General features: G+C 58.2%; 11 protein-coding genes and 1 pseudogene. 6 read left to right on the top strand and 6 right to left on the bottom strand.

Features of this window, described 5'->3' with window-relative positions; all coding sequences use genetic code 11:
* Positions 1-31: 31 nt before the first annotated feature.
* From J8I87_RS01215 to J8I87_RS01195, 5 genes and pseudogenes are all read left to right on the top strand, one after another.
* Positions 32-2,014 carry an FAD-dependent oxidoreductase gene (locus tag J8I87_RS01215; RefSeq protein WP_209929607.1) on the top strand — a complete coding sequence of 661 codons (1,983 nt, stop codon included), beginning with the start codon at positions 32-34 and terminating at the stop codon, positions 2,012-2,014.
* Positions 2,002-2,312: pseudogene (locus tag J8I87_RS01210) on the top strand (electron transfer flavoprotein subunit beta/FixA family protein); the annotation flags it as partial. The gene J8I87_RS01215 and the pseudogene J8I87_RS01210, both read left to right, overlap by 13 nt.
* A gap of 454 nt (positions 2,313-2,766) precedes the next feature.
* On the top strand, positions 2,767-3,018 hold the full coding sequence (locus tag J8I87_RS01205) for a sterol desaturase family protein (RefSeq protein WP_245253621.1): 252 nt from the start codon (positions 2,767-2,769) through the stop codon (positions 3,016-3,018).
* 50 nt (positions 3,019-3,068) lie between these two features.
* Entirely contained in the window at positions 3,069-3,401 is a 333-nt protein-coding gene (locus tag J8I87_RS01200; RefSeq protein WP_209929606.1) for an H-NS family nucleoid-associated regulatory protein, read from the top strand.
* 2,328 nt (positions 3,402-5,729) lie between these two features.
* The gene (locus tag J8I87_RS01195; protein ID WP_209929605.1) at positions 5,730-5,933 is read left to right on the top strand and encodes a hypothetical protein; all 204 of its coding nucleotides are present in this window, start codon (positions 5,730-5,732) and stop codon (positions 5,931-5,933) included.
* A gap of 773 nt (positions 5,934-6,706) precedes the next feature.
* Here the strand turns inward: J8I87_RS01195 and J8I87_RS01190 are convergent.
* Together J8I87_RS01190 and J8I87_RS01185 are read right to left on the bottom strand one after the other, a co-directional pair.
* Positions 6,707-7,726 carry a ParB/RepB/Spo0J family partition protein gene (locus tag J8I87_RS01190; RefSeq protein WP_209929604.1) on the bottom strand — a complete coding sequence of 340 codons (1,020 nt, stop codon included), beginning with the start codon at positions 7,724-7,726 and terminating at the stop codon, positions 6,707-6,709.
* Entirely contained in the window at positions 7,723-8,952 is a 1,230-nt protein-coding gene (locus J8I87_RS01185; RefSeq protein ID WP_209929603.1) for a ParA family protein, read from the bottom strand. Before J8I87_RS01185 ends, J8I87_RS01190 begins: the two co-directional genes overlap by 4 nt.
* A gap of 979 nt (positions 8,953-9,931) precedes the next feature.
* Between J8I87_RS01185 and J8I87_RS01180 the strand changes: the two genes are divergently transcribed.
* Complete coding sequence (locus J8I87_RS01180; protein WP_209929602.1) at positions 9,932-11,140, top strand: replication initiation protein; 1,209 nt, start codon at positions 9,932-9,934, stop codon at positions 11,138-11,140.
* Between the two features lie 187 nt (positions 11,141-11,327).
* Here the strand turns inward: J8I87_RS01180 and J8I87_RS01175 are convergent, their stop codons facing one another.
* The 4 genes from J8I87_RS01175 to J8I87_RS01160 all read right to left on the bottom strand — a co-directional run bounded on the left by J8I87_RS01175 (position 11,328) and on the right by J8I87_RS01160 (position 15,346).
* Positions 11,328-11,609 carry a PAAR domain-containing protein gene (locus tag J8I87_RS01175; RefSeq protein WP_209929601.1) on the bottom strand — a complete coding sequence of 94 codons (282 nt, stop codon included), beginning with the start codon at positions 11,607-11,609 and terminating at the stop codon, positions 11,328-11,330.
* Positions 11,610-11,638: 29 nt separating this feature from the next.
* The gene (locus J8I87_RS01170; protein WP_209929600.1) at positions 11,639-12,511 is read right to left on the bottom strand and encodes a DUF4123 domain-containing protein; all 873 of its coding nucleotides are present in this window, start codon (positions 12,509-12,511) and stop codon (positions 11,639-11,641) included.
* 16 nt (positions 12,512-12,527) lie between these two features.
* The gene (locus J8I87_RS01165; RefSeq protein WP_313063648.1) at positions 12,528-14,642 is read right to left on the bottom strand and encodes a DUF2235 domain-containing protein; all 2,115 of its coding nucleotides are present in this window, start codon (positions 14,640-14,642) and stop codon (positions 12,528-12,530) included.
* Positions 14,643-14,728: 86 nt separating this feature from the next.
* The gene (locus tag J8I87_RS01160; protein ID WP_245253620.1) at positions 14,729-15,346 is read right to left on the bottom strand and encodes a DUF3304 domain-containing protein; all 618 of its coding nucleotides are present in this window, start codon (positions 15,344-15,346) and stop codon (positions 14,729-14,731) included.
* Position 15,347: the final 1 nt, after the last annotated feature.

The following is a 15,347-nucleotide window of genomic DNA, read 5'->3' as shown; positions in this document are numbered from 1 at the left end:
TTCCCTTTTGTGTCAACCACTCCAGCCGATCATGAGCGCCAACCAGTTTCCCAAATTGTTCTCGCCCTTGAAGATTCGCGGTTCGACACTGAAAAACCGGATCATGTCCACTGGGCATGACACTACGATGCCGACCGACGGTCGGGTCAATGACGCTCTCGTCGCTTATCACGAGGCCCGCGCACGTGGCGGTGCCGGCCTCATTGTGATGCAGGTGGCGGGCGTGCACGAGACTGCGCGATACACGTCACATCTGCTCATGGCGACGGACGACGACTGCATTCCAGGATACCGGCGACTCGCGGATGCAGTCCATGCTCACGGCTGCCGGCTGTTCACGCAGCTGTTTCATCCGGGGCGCGAGCTGATGGAGTCTGCTGACGGCCTCCTCGCGGTGGCCTATGCACCGTCGAGCACCCCAAACGAGCGCTTTCACGTCATGCCGCGCGCACTGACACGCGAGATGATCGCCGAAATCGTCCATGGATACGGCCAGGCAGCGCGACGCATGTACGAAGCGGACCTTGACGGCGTGGAATTCGTAGCGAGCCATGGGTATCTGCCTTCACAATGTCTGAACCCGCTGGTCAATCGCAGGACCGACGAATACGGTGGCAACCTCGCCAACCGTCTGAGATTTCTGCGCGAAGTGCTTGCCGAGATGCGCCGGCAAACCTCCGATTCGTTCGTAATCGGCATGCGGATCAGCGCGGGCGAGCGCGAAGCAACCGGGCTGACCGCGGATGACGCGCTTGAGGCCTGTACGCAGCTCGAGCCGATGCTGGACTACGTGAACATCACCGCGGGTACCTCCGCTTCACTAGGCGGCGCAATACACATTGTTCCGCCGATGGCGATCAGCAACGCATACGTCGCTGCCGACTCAAAAGTATTCAAGCAGCGCCTTGGGATTCCGGTGTTCGTCGGCGGACGCATCAATCAGCCCCATGAGGCCGAGTCAGTCATCGTGAACGGTCAGGCGGACGTATGCGGGATGACGCGCGCGCTGATCTGCGATCCATCAATGCCGGCCAAAGCAGAGGCTGGCAGAACCGACGATATCCGTGCGTGCATCGCCTGCAATCAGGCGTGCATCGGGCACTTTCATCGTGGCTATCCAATTTCGTGCATCCAGCACCCCGAGACCGGGCGGGAGCTGACATATGGCGAAATGCAACCGGCCAGACGGCGCCGTAAGGTCATGGTCGTCGGTGGCGGACCGGCTGGCATGAAGGCGGCGGCTACAGCCGCCCGCCGTGGCCATGACGTGACGCTGTACGAGGCGGGCAACCAGCTCGGCGGCCAGGCGCTGCTTGCGCAGTTGCTGCCGCGCCGGAACGAGTTCGGCGGCATCGTTACGAATCTTGGGCGTGAACTCGAACTGTCGGGGGCGCGCGTGCTCAGGAACGCACGGGTCGACGAGTCGCTGGTGAAATCTGAGCAACCGGACGTGATCATCCTTGCGACGGGCGCGAAGCCCTACGTACCCGACTTCGAACACGACGGCGGCGTGCAGGTCGTGACGGGCTGGCAAGTGTTGCGCGGCGAGGTAACAGTCGGCCGACGCGTTCTGGTGGTCGACTGGCGTTGCGACTGGATCGGACCGGGCATCGCGGAAATGCTGACGCGCGCAGGCTCAGAGGTGCAGCTCGCCGTCAACGGCACGCACGCGGGTGAAACGCTGCCGCTTTACGTGCGCGATAACATCGCTGCCGAACTTCATCGCCAGCAGATCGCAGTAACGCCATATGCACGGCTCTACGGCTGTGACGGCGACAGTGTGTTCATGCAGCACACGACCAGTGACGAGGCGATTGTGTTTGAGAACATCGACACGCTCGTGCTATGTCACGGCCACCAACCCGACAGCGTGCTCGAGGATGCGCTGCGAACATGGATCAACGGACAGCGTGAAGCGTCGCCGGTAGAACTGATTGCGATCGGTGATTGCATGGCACCCCGTACTGCAGAGGAAGCCGTCTATGAAGGACTGAAAGCCGGCTGGCAAATCTAGGAAGGGAAGAACATGAGGTTCTTGTGGCGGTTAAGAGGGTCGTTGACTACAACGTCAGGGTCCGCGTGAAGTCGGACAACGCGGGTGTTGATATTGCGAACGTGAAGATGCGTTCGACGAGATCGCCGTCGAAGAGGCAGTGCGGTTGAAGGAAGCGGGTGTGGCGACGGAAGTGATCGTCGTGCCGTGCGGCGTCACGCAATGTCAGGAAATGCTGCGTACGGCGCTGGCGATAGGTCTGGATCGGGCTGTGCTGGTTGAAACTGCAACCGGATTTCGTAGCGTGGCCGCTCACAAAAACGTGATCACCAAAGGATCGGCCTTAAGGTCGACGGAACGTCGCGCGCTTCATTGACAATCTGCTCGCGGCGGACGATGACCGTCCGACTGTAATCGTGCTCGATAATGCGAGCTTTCATCACGTTATCGACGGAGCGACGCGAGATTTTCCGAGGGCGGCCCCCTCCCCTGCGCAAGCAAGGCTTCGCTACCTCCCACCATCGAATCAGCGAGCCGATATGAAAAGCGGCCTCTATAGACCCAACACGAACCCCAGATCCGGCAATTGGAACACCATGATCGGTTTTGCTGAATCGCTCTCCCCGGGCAGTATGGTCCGTCGGCATGGAGGTGTCGGGCATCCGCCGACTGAACGACATGAAGGCTGACTCGCTGATCGGGAGTCTGTTCGTGTACACGCTACTCGGCTTGTCGCGCCCGAGGCAGGTGCCGTCTATACGTTCTGCACCGCATTGGGCGAGTTCTCCTATCACACCAATGTCGAGACACGGCGCTGGGTCCGACTTGTATTCCAGCGCCCTAAGATGCACCGCATCCATCATCGCCACAGCCGCCATCGAAACAACTACGGTGACATCACGTGGGGGGATATGCTGTTCGGCACCTACGAGAATTGCAACCGGAAAGTCGCCGTATGCTTGACCGAACGGTGCCTGGCCATCAAGTTACTCGTGCGCTTTGAAAAGCGTGTCTATGGTTCGTAACATCGCGGGATGCAGCTATACTTGATGAAGTCATATTTCGTAGCTGAGTCATGAAAGGAAAAATCACCGACGGTGAAGCCCGGGATCGACTGGTCATCTGGATGCGTCGTCGTATGGAAGAGTTCGGAATTTCAATCGAAGCGTTGTCGGCTTCGATTGAACACGACAAGGCCCACCCGCCGCTGTATCGCGATGCACGAGGTCACGAATGGAACGGGCTCGGCGACATGCCAGACTGGCTCCTCGCCGCGAAAAACGCCGGAGTTAGCCCTGACTTTTTCCGTATCGACGTGGCACCGCCCCCTAGGACGCCGGTTGGAAAACCGTCTGCCGCTACTCAGTTAGTCGATCCCCGTCAGCTGGATCTTTTCGGTGCAGCGTGACGCGACCCTGCTGCGCAATGCATCTATAGGTTTATCGCAATCGTCGCGAACCTGTCTGTTACGACACTCCGGGACTAGTCCGCTTCAGAAACCGGCGAACTTGCGTTTCCGGCGAGAAACTGTCTGAGACGCTCCTCCGCCTGAAAAACCTTATGCAGTGGAGCGCTCGCAAGCTGCGAATCATGCAGTGCCAACAGGCGCTCGAAAACAGGAACAGTATCCGCGGCAAGGACCACTCATCCGACATGTGCGTCAGCTCCAAAGCGGCCTCGACAACATATTCCGCCGTCTTGAAGCTGTTGACAGGTTCTTTTCTGTAACCGTCCTGCTGAAGAAAGCAAGCGACTTACGCGGTGCGCATCAATTCATTAACCAGATTCCTTTGCCGTGACCGTCCCGACATGCGGCAAGTGCCATAAACGCCATGCCGCCAGCGGCATCATAACTTTGGTCAACAAGGTCGTATAGGCTTCCGGTGTGCCCGGTGAGTTTGGCAAGGAATAGGAAGCAGAACTGGCCGGGTTTCGATGGGCACGCGCATGGGTGACATGCTTCAACCAAGGCGCCCTACCTTGTTCGTTGCGCTGGCATACATATCGCAATGTTTATGGCTTGGTCGTCTACGCCTGAAACGATATCTTGCGAACCCATCTGCCAATTCGTCCTCAGTCTGTGACCACGCCACGCTATCAAAGCGCACGCTCGATATTGCGACTGCTTACCAAGGACGCAACATGCTTTTACGGCGGAGCTGCAAAAGCTGTCGAGCAGGATCATTGGCTCCCTCGCTGTTTCTTCCAAGGTCGGGGTCTGGCCGGTTGATCATCTCTTTCCGGCCTGCGAGCAATGGAATCCGTGCGAGTCGTCTGTATGAGATGTTGATTACACTGATTCGCCGTTTGCGCTTCAGCCGTGCTGCTGTGGTGATCGATGACCACCCTCGTTCCGCGCGCAGACGACGAAGTTCGCCACTAAAACACCAAACCCTTTCTGATCCCGTTGACCGCGATTTGCTATTCACCTTGCTCAATGGGATCAACAGCCGAGATCCTGTCTATCAAAGGCTTGGACGATCGGATCGTTGAGCGAAAGCCGCACCCTACCCCAATCGGCAGGCGTTCAGGCAAATTCCCACTTCAGCGGCGATGCGTTGAACACTGTCCGCGGCGCTCGCGTTCGTCGATCAGCTATTGAATATCCGACGACATGTCTACTGCCAGCGATACCCGGTCAACCGGGCGCACCCATCCCGGCAGCACGCGGGAGCCATCTGAGGTCGCTCACCTGTTCACGCGCGGCAATTGCTTCAGCCGTTCCCCGTCCGGCGAAGGGTTGGGCAGATCGGGGTCGGCCTTTCAATGCGACCTTGCTCTTGCGCCAACGCTACAGCATTACGAATAACGTATTGAATACTACATTTGTTCAATCGCTGCGCGGTGCCACTGCCTCAAGCCCTCTGTATAAAGGGCGAAACAGAACCTGCAGCGGCGGAGCGTGGAACAATGTGCAAGTTGCTGCATTAAATCCAATCAAATCAAATTGTTATTCACTGCCCAACATTTACCTGGGATGTTTCACAGATGGCCCCAGGCTGACTATTTAACACTACCGCCATAAGGTGGCGGAGCTTCGGGGTAATGCGCGGTTCATATCGTCCCCGTCGCCGCGCTGACGCGCCGCGATGCGCATCCCGTCGGCAGCTAAAGGCTGCTGCGCGAGAGAGAGTTGACGCGTGTTACCCCGCGCGGGGGCGGCGGCTTCGGGCCTGAAGTCAACTATGACGGGGTGTCTGCCCTCCGGCCCCGGACACCGACGGCCGGGTCGACGGGTTTGCCCGGCTGTTCCGCGACGGCAGCATGCGGCTGGCCGCCTGTCTGGGCGTGCATCAAGTCGCACAAGGCGGCAGTCCTCGATCTACCCGGTCCATTGCGAGGCGCCGCTGCTGCACGAAGCGATGCCGGCCATCGTCCGGTCTCTGTCGGCGCTGGACGTGCCGCCGCCCGCCTATGTGTTCGAGAGCCCGGTGCGGTTGCCCGCTGGGATATGTGTTCACTTCCGGCCACTTCACGAATACGGGCGGGCCCCGCCCCTGCCTGACCATCGGAGCCGGATCGTGTCGGCAGCTGTCTACATCGAGGACCTCGGGCAGGACCCGCTCGCGACGCTCGGCCCGGTGTTGGACCCGGCTCTGGAACGCCGCGGGCGAGGACCGTACCCGGACAAAGTTCCGGTGAGGGGTACCATGCATGGTCCTTCCGCCGTCGCTGCTCGATCCGGCGGCTGCGGCCACCGACCGGCAGGCGAGATCGGGGCGCGCGGCGTCCGCCTGTGGGCGATCCGGGCGGCGGCCATTTCTCGGTCCGCCTGTCCGACCGCTCGGCTGGCGGGACCCAGAAAATCGTCACCGCCCTCTTCGACTGGCTGCGCGACGTCGGCTACCTTCAGCTGAATGGTGCGGCCGGATTGCCGACAGTGGGCGGGCGCTACGCAGAAAACAGCCGCGCTTCCCGTCGCCAGCCGATTCGGCTGTGATCGGCGAGGCGATCGCCGACCGTGCTAGGCAATGGCTTGAACGCACGCACGGTGCTCGACAACATGGAGCACAGCGACCTGCTTACATTTGATTAAAACGTGGACGACGCGCCGGCACGCCGTGCTTTGCGATGCATCGTGCCCGGTCAAGGACGGTTTGAAGAGAACGCCGAACGTCCATCGTTCGGTCACCGTCAGAGGCGTTGCGACGCGGCGGACCGAGGGCGAATCCACAGCAAACAACACTGACTTGGCTCGGCGACCCCGTCCCGAATGAATGGCAAGATTTTTCGCACAAGCGTGCGCCGGGAAGGCCCCATAGACCATGACCTTTCGAGAAAGGTACAGCTCCGCTACACGTTGCGGATCCCCGTGACTTGGGCGTCCGGACTAGTGCTGGCATTGCTGCAGCAGTCCGCCCACAGACCATGACCTTTCGATATCGCATGAAGGTCAGCTTGGAGCTTAGCCTCATCTGGCCTGACCGAGACGACGTTGGATGGCGCGAACGGCTTCTCGGACTGCCTGCGCCAGATTCGGAGTCGGTATATCAATGTCACAGCTCGGTTATCGAACCGAGAGGGTGCGACTCAGAGACCGCCGTCATGGGCAGAGCGGGAGTGCGTCAATTAAAGGTCGACCCAGGAGAACGCCCGGATCGCGAATGGGGCGACGCCCGTCGCCCTAACCAAATTGGTAAGCCGTTGATTTTCAAGCAATTCCAAGTTGGATGATGGTAACGAAAACTTTGGCGCTTCGCTAAGTATCTGAATTTATTCAAAATCCAAATTGGATGACTGGCTGCTCTGCGCTTCAAGTTCCGCGCGGATAAATTGCGTGATCTTCGCGCTCCACTCCGCCGCATTGGCCTCACTGTCTTTTCCAGAAAATCGAAGTCCAACGACGCCGCTGCGAACCGAGACGTCACAAAATTTTCGCTTCCCAATTGTGATCGTGGTTGCGACCGGTTGCGGTGCCTTTGGGCGTGTCGGCGTAGCCAGAACCAGAGCTCGCTCTTGCGTCATCTCGTCCGAGTCGACGAGCGTCCGGATTGCCTCGGTAACCTCACGTTCGTGTCCCTGTTGTGCCAGCGCGGCGAACTTGGCAGCAGCGGTACCGCCAAGTCGATGAGGCTTCGACGCGATTAGCTCCTTCGCCGCCGCAGGAAGATTGTCGAACGACAAGATGCGAGCGACGTGGCTCTGTGCCAAACCTGAAGCGCGGATAATGTCGGCTTGCGTCAGCCCCAGGTTTTGCTGAATGCGCTGGAATTGCCTGTACTTTTCAAAGTCGGGCAACGAAGGCGCAAGCAGGTTTGAGAAAGCGGCCCCAAGCTCAACCTCAGCGTCCGTGCCCTGGAAAGGGACGCCCCTAATCTTGGTTCGCTTGAGATCATCCCGATAAATCGCGACCCGGTTGTTACCTGAGATGATTTCGTTACGGCCATCCCCAAGTGGCCGATACACAATGGGATGAACGAGTGGATTCGCCTCGAGATTTGCTTTCAGTTCTCCATATTCTTGATCCGAGAGAATCCTGCGGCGCCCAGGGACCTCGAAAAGGGTGGAGATCTCGACTTCCTCTGAAAACGCAGCCCCCAAAGTTTCCAGTTCTTCTATGCGTTTCATCGCATCTTGCAGCTCCCGCTCCTTCTCTGCGAGCAGAGGCAGCGACGCCATCAATTGCCCGGGAGCCGTCTTGGGCCTGCTAGGCGCGGTGTCAGAAATTTTTGTCCCGCGGGGAGTTGTTCCGATCGACGCTGCCTTCGCAGCCAGCCGGTCCTTGATGCTCATTTTGCCTCCTGATCTGCTTGCCACAGGGCAACGAGCTGCTGATCCACGATCTCGGCGAATCGGTCGTAGGCCTCCCGTGCGCGCTGATACGTCTTCAAACTTCCTTGGTATCGAGAGATGTCGTAGACAGTTCCAAATTCAGCTGCAGCCGTTTGGGTCACCGCCGTGGTCGGGATTTCAATTGGTAGCACGAGACCTTCATATGTTTTGTTGATCCAGTCTCGAACAATCGGCGTCGCCGCCTGGCTCTGGTCAACTTTGGCCAATAGAACATGAATAAAGTCGAAGCTCTTAACAAGTTCCGGAGCTACCTGTGTCATGCTTTCAGAAAGGTCCGAAAAGAGATTCCAGAACTGTGTCGACGACGCATAGTCAAGCGCACTGGGCGGCGTTGGAACAATAAGCCCGTCGGCGGCCATGAAAGCGTTGATGGTCAAGTAAGAAAGGGCGGGGGGAGTATCAATAATGACGACGTCGTAGTCACTGAGCAGGGGCTCAAGACCCTTGTTCAATACATTCCAAAACTGGAACGATTGATCTTTCGATTGCTTGAAGGGCAAGAAGAACTCTGCCCCGAACAGCGCCGCACTCGCAGGGATAAGGTCGACCCCGTCCCAGTACGTTGATTGAATGGCATATTGAAGATCCTCTTCGTCACCATAGATCAACGGAAGTACCGTCTGCTCGTCCGCGACCTCGCTGTCCGCCAAAATGCCGTGCAAGGCAGAAAGCGATGCTTGCGGATCCAGGTCAACCAACAAAACACGCCGGCCAAATAGCGAAAGACCTTGCGCTAGCGTCATTGCTGTAGTGGTCTTGCTAACGCCGCCCTTAAAGTTGCCGATTGCTATCTTCTTGCCGCGAATCCCCGCGGGCCTTTTCGCATATGGCCCGATACGGTCAATCCAGATCCGGGCTTCCTCCAGCGTGAACTCGCGGCTCCGACTATGGCGCAGCGTGCCTTGAGGCAGGTCGGACTCGGATCGTGACAGATAATGCATTCGTTGCCGGTCGATTCGGCAAAGGTCACCAACCTGAGCGGTCGTGAAAACGGGAGGATTCTTTCGCGGGTGAGGAGCAAGCATGCTTTCCCGGACATCCACCAACATCCCGCTAGCGTTGTCTGCAATCGCCTTGATTGCGGACAACGGCATAGGCTTGGGAGCGTGTTTAAGTTTTATCGAAACTTGCGGTTTTTCTGCCCGCGTTCGCGCTGCTGTACTCATTGTCGATTCCTCTTTTGGATACGGCGATTGCGGCTGGTTGCTAAATTCAACACCGAGAACGAAAAGTGACGTTACGTGTTGAATTTCGCGGAAGGATAGTGGTAAACAACGTCGAGCGCAACTTTTTCCGCCGCCTCCGTCTTTGCAAGGCCTCCATGGACGGGCGCTACAGGCAAATTTCAATAAAACACTCGAAGTCCGACGCGCACGCCGTGGATCTGAGATTACACAGAATCGGGTTTACATCCCCCAATCCTTGAAAGAGACAACATCTGTTTGTTGTTCCTTTAAGAAACAACGACTTTAAAAACGTTTACGCCGGCCAGATCCTTAGCTGGCAAGCGTTTACAGAGGGTCAGGTCACCGTTTATGGGGCCGGAAGTCAGGATTTGTGGGGAAATCGCGACCCACAGGTCATGGTCTATGGGGAATCGGGTCGGGTTTTATGGGAAAAGTCATGGTCTATGGGCGGCAGCGGGATAATGACCGTAACTGCATGATTTTTAGATTGATTTCACCCTGTTCCATCTTCGGGTGGTCAGGGTTTGTGGGGACCCGTCATGGTTTGTGGGGCGCTACGCGTCGCCGCCCGACCAATCATGACCAGTTGCAAACGCTCTGAAAGTTGCGCGTGCGCAATCCGAGCGTACAAAACCACGACCAAGAGCGCTGAGGAAAATTGGCGGCGGCTGCAACGATCAGAAGTCTGCCCCACAAACCATGACCTTTCGCGGCGTTTCCGCAAAGCTCCTCCCAAACTGCTCCTTTCCGACCGGGCACACCACACACCTCCCCACAAACCATGACATTTGGACCAGCCGGCGCCGCGCCCCATAAACCATGACCTTTCAATGGCGGTTAATGGACTCAAAGGTCAGGGTCTATGGGGCGCTAAAACTGTGCTCGACGAAAAGTCAGTTGAGTTGACTTGATGACCTGACCTTTACGACATAAAATCGCAGCAGCCTTTGGAGAGCACATGCCCAACTTGAAGCCGGTGGGGCTTCCGCCAAGCGAACTGAAGAAACACGTCGCCACCGTTCACGTCAGCGGCGAACTGTCGTTGCTTGAGCGGAAGATCGTCAATGTGTTGCTGTTGAACGCGTTCGACGAACTCCTGACGAAGAAGCGCCATACGCTTCCTGTTGGAATTCTCTGCACGATGTTGGGATTCGACAGCAAGAATCACGATGCATTGAAGCGGGCGTTGTTGAAAGTGATGTCGACTCCGATCTCGTTTGACTTGCTTCACGATGGAGGCAAAACGGACTGGGAGGCGTCGCCACTTATCGCATACGCCAGCATCAAGAACGGCCTGTGCTCTTACGAGTACAGCGACTGGCTCGCGGAAAAGCTCGCCAATCCTGATATCTATACGTTAATCAACATCAACGTCCAGCGACAGTTTAGTGGCGGCTATGCGCTTGCGTTGTATGAGAACTGTCTTCGATTCAAACGGACTGGGTCGACTGGATGGATTTCGGTGGAGACGTGGCGTCGGCTTCTCGGGGCTGACGCCAGCATGTACGATGAGTTCAAGCATTTCTCCAGCGAGGTGATCAAAAAGGCCGTTAAGGAGATCAATCAGGTCTCGAACATTATCGTCTCTCCCGAGTACAAAAGAGAGGCACGGCGTGTCGTGCAGATCCGGTTTTTAGTGGAAGATAACCCCCAAAAGTCGATGTACGACAACGCGGAAGACCAGGAGCAAAAGGCTATTCGGGATTCCGAAGCATTCAAACGTCTCACCATGCTCGGGGTAGGTGACCGGCTGGCGATAAGCTGGATTCAGCAAGAGCCGGAGAGGGCGCTGCAGACAGCAATTTACGTCGAAGAGAAGGCCAAGCGAAAACTGATCCGTGGAAATGCTGGAGGCTACGCCAGAACCGTCTTCGAGAAAGGCGAACGTATCGAGGTCACCTCGCACGGAAAGGGAAAGATGGAACTACCTGCGGCAAGTCCCGTGACTCCCCCGAAGGACACGTCCGCCGACGAGCGTTCACGTCGAACATCGGACGCGATAAAAGCATTGTCACTGGAGGAAAAGCAGAGGTTCGCTTTGGAATATATGGCGGAAGGCGGGAAGGGAAATACGTACCAACCCGAAACGGGAACTTTCAAGAACGCTCTTGAGAGGACCGCTTACACGTCCTGGCTACGCGCCAGGATTGCAACCGCGACGCGGTGAAAGCGCCTTCCATAATGACGAACGCTTCCATTGCGAGATTGATTTGACGGCTAACGTACCGGGCGAATGCGCCCCGGTAACAAAAACCAGAATCGGGACGGTTCATGGCGTAGCGCGTCCGCGATCACGGCGTGAAATTGATTCACGAACCGCCGACATCCGGCGCTGGTGCATCATGACGTCGCGATCAGTCGCCAACAGTTGCCATCGTGCTTCCGATCAGGGAGCAACCGCATTCGGTATGGTGTCCGTGCAGCGCGACCTGCTGCCCGTCGATCGTGAAGCTCGGGTCCGCCTCGATGATCCTGTTGACGCCGTGCGGACTTCCATCGGGATACATTTGTGGACAGTCAACCAGGTCGCCCAGGCGCGCAATGGGTCTGTCGCCAATCGTATGCGTGTCCGATCCGGTGATCACCCGTCCGCCGTGTGAGGTTGAATCGCCGACAACAATGACTATGCGTGCCATCAGGAATCCTTTCTTGAGCCTTGGCCGTGTTACACGGTCATTGAGGGTTGCGCGGGAAGTTCGCGCTTCATCGCGCGCCATACACGCACTGGCACGCTATTCATCGCATTTTCGAACGTATCCGCGTTGCGGCGACGCGCATCCAGCGCGTCACGCACGGCTGCGTTGGTGTCGAAGCCGATGCCGTAGCGGTAGGAGTATTCGCAGTAGCCGAGCCGATCTCTCGCTTCGACAAGCCCCCAACCGATTGCGCGTTTGTAGCGGGGTTCGAGATCAAGAAAGCGCTCCCTGTAGGGGCGGACTTCATCGATATGGCCCAGATCGGTCAGCGACGCCATCAGTTCATCCGGTTCCGCGTGCTCCGTCAGAACGTCAACATCCTGCTGGGCAAGCTCGATGACGACGGATCGGCTCGTGCGTCCCGTTTCCCGCGAGCGGTTCCTGGACGTGAGCCATTGCTCATGACGGCCTCGATATCCGATCTGCTCAAGGGGGGCCATAAACAGGTTGCTGAGTTGTTCGCCCCAGACACGGAGCACCACTCCCGTATTCCTGGGATCGAAGTAGCGCACCATTGCGGTCACACCGTCACCGATATCCGCAAACAGGAAGGCGCGCAGGTGCGAGGCGAGCTCGGGCAGATCCACACGGCTCCAGACGAGAACGAGGCAGGGCGTGTGCAGATCAATCGCATCCAGCTCACGCGCCCACGATGCCTGTGGATTGTCGATTCGCACGAGGAACAGCGAAGCCGCTCCTGCCTGTTCTTCGGGAAGCCCTTCATAGACCGACACGAACGGGGCACCGGACTGTTCCAGCAAGGGCTGTATGCTGTCAGGTGATGCCGCGCCATCGACCAGTCCGAACATCTGGACTGGCCTCGTTGCCAGATTTTTCTGCATCAGTTCATATCCTCCTTCACGCCCATGCTGCCTGCCGGATACTGCCGACGGTCAGCGGCTCCGATTCGGACGTCAGGCCCAGATAGGCAATCCGCTTCGTTCCACCAACGAAGATAACGCGCGGCCATCCATAGCCCCCGGGCGCGTATTCGTGGAACCATGGCACACGAAACCAGATCCGGCTGTCGTGAACGTAGTTGTCGAGCAGACGGATGATCTCGGGACGAAGCTGCGCGGCAGCTTCCAGCGAGGCGTGCTTTTTCAGAAAGCCCACTACGCCACGTGTGGGCGCAGCCACGAGGTCGTCGACGGGGCTGAACTGGCTCAGGATCGTGCCCCACGTTGTAGCGAGCAGGACACCGCTTTCTGCCAGCGTCACTTTGGGCGAATCGCTGCCCGGCTGGTCGTGCGCAACCGAGAGGATGGTGACGGTTCGTGGTGCGTCGGGGAATGCGTCACGCGGCACGCTGTTCGGCGAGACGTGAGCCGTGACTTTCCACGGCACGTCGCGCTGGTCAGGATGCAGATAGCCGAGCAGCAGTCGCATTTCTTCGGCGCCCTGGCGCAGGTCGTTCTGGTCGTTGGTGGTCACATCGCATGACCCTTCGCCGGGACGGGCGGGCGAAGGATTCGCCGTGCCAGGATGGGCCACCGCGCCGCAGACGGCTTCCGTGCGCCGGTCGATCGCTTCCCGCGTTGCGCCGATCTGGTCTTCAAGCTCCCTGATCCGCCCCATGTTGGCGGGATAGTTCTGGTTGTTTGACAGGCCGGACTTTTCGCCCTGCAGCTTCGACAGCTTTTCGTTGAGCAAATGAAGCTCGGGGTCCGCCTTCGTGGCCTTGTCCATGCTCTTGTACACCTTGTGCGGCGTCATGCCGTCCTCATGTGCGAGGCGGAAAAACTCCTGCTGGGTCACGTAGTCAGGTGTGCCGATCTTTGCGCGCAGGGTTCGCCATGCGAGCATTTCCGACATGCCGTGCTTGATCGCGTCCTCGATGCTGCCGATCGGACCGGCCGTCTTCAGCCAGTCGTTGAATGCGGTGATGGTATTGGGAGCGAGGGCAAAGTCGGACGCGATATCGGCCTGTGCCAAGATCTGAGGGCCGCTCATCAGCGGTACGCCGTATCTGAGAGCATGGATGTACATGTCGTGCAGCGGAATCTGGCTGAGCTTGCCGCTATCATCATCCCCGGTGCCGGAATCGCGACCCTTGCCCTGTTCGTTCGGCGCGTATCCGCCGCCTACGTCCGAATGGACACCGGGATAGGCGATTTCGAGTCGGACACCACCTGGATAGCCCCCGACATCGCGGATCGAGTCGACCGGGAAACTCATGCGCTGCTCGTGAATCGAGAAAGCGTGCACGCAGTACCGGACGGCATCGGGAATGCGCATCGCACCATCGCTGGCGAAGGCAAAGTGTCCGTCGAATGAGCCGATGTCTACGGTCGCGCGGGTCGAATCCGGCGGCCCCACGGACGCAACCGTATCGAACAGGCCCATGAAGTTGACCTGGTAGGTGAGGGCGTACTGGCCGCCGAACTTCACCAGGTTTCCACCGGGCGCCCATTCGTTGACCAGCTTGTGAACGAATGCACGTGCGCCCGCTGCGCCGCGTGAGAAACCGATGACGTTAATCCAGATTTTCCTGATGGTGCGCGGCTTGTCGCCGTTGTCGACGTTGTCCTTATGGGTGACGCCGAGTGCCTGGATGGCATCGGCGAAGCCGCTCATGTCGCCGTTTGCGCCTGCGTCACATAGCCGTTTAGCCTTGTCTAGTGAAATCAGACCCACGCTTTTGTCCGGTGCAATCGCGTAATAGACTGCATTAAGCAGGTTTGCGTACCCCCAGAGACACCGCGCGTTGAACCCCTTTGCCATGGCCTTGCCCAACTGCAAATAGGTCTTCTCTCCGATTTCAGGTAGAGGAGTGCCAACACCGGGGATGTAATACGCGAACAGGCCTTCCTCATGCCTGTCTATTGCGGCATTAAACAGTCTGGCAACATTCGTGTGACAGCGTTTGAGGGAATCCCGTCGCCTATTGCTCTTGGCGTCATTGTTGTTCGTGCCGTCAAAGAAGAGGCTGATATGCAGCGTCCGCTGGCATGAGCGGGTTTCGTCGTGCACGCGGAGCGCGCCATCGCGGAACGCATCATCGCTTTCCGATAGCTGCACGCGCCCGCCGTCGGGCACCTGTTCGGGCCACTGAATAGTCATTGCATTCCTCCCTTGCGGTACAGCCGGTTCCATTCATCATCGAGTAGGCCCTGCGCGATATACGGATCATTGTCGGGAGGACGATTGTTGGCGTTGTTGCCGCCATCATGGTTGCCGTCAGTGATCATGATGCGCACCCTGTCTCCGGGCAGAAAGATGCCCCACACCCCGCCACTCTTCCTCCCGTCGTACTGCGCGATCCGCACGTTCTCGGCCTTGTACCAGTATCCCGGAGTCTTTCCGTCGCTCTTCTTGTCCACCAGCCAGCGTACCGTCAGCGTCAGGTCGGACTGCCATTCAATCGGATAGGTCATGCAGCAGACTTCTGCTCCTCCACCCGATGGCCTGCCGTTCTGCTTGATTGGCCAGACATTCGGTCCACCGCCGCCAATACCGCTGTCCTTCGGTCCCGTGATCGCAAAGGAGTGGATGTACCATGGCGTATAGTTCAGTGCCCAGACGCCATCACTTCCTAGTTCGACATGACGCGGCACGTCAACCGTGGTCGCTGCGTCCGAATGAACACCCGAACATCCGGCCAGTGACATGCATGCTGACAGCAGCAGGTTACTGAGCGGACTGAATCTACGTGAGTTGACGAATTTCCAGATCAAG

The organism is Paraburkholderia sp. LEh10, from assembly GCF_017814945.1.
Taxonomy (GTDB): domain Bacteria; phylum Pseudomonadota; class Gammaproteobacteria; order Burkholderiales; family Burkholderiaceae; genus Paraburkholderia.
Note: the sequence above shows the minus strand (reverse complement) of the source record. Positions and strands in the feature narration are given on the sequence as shown.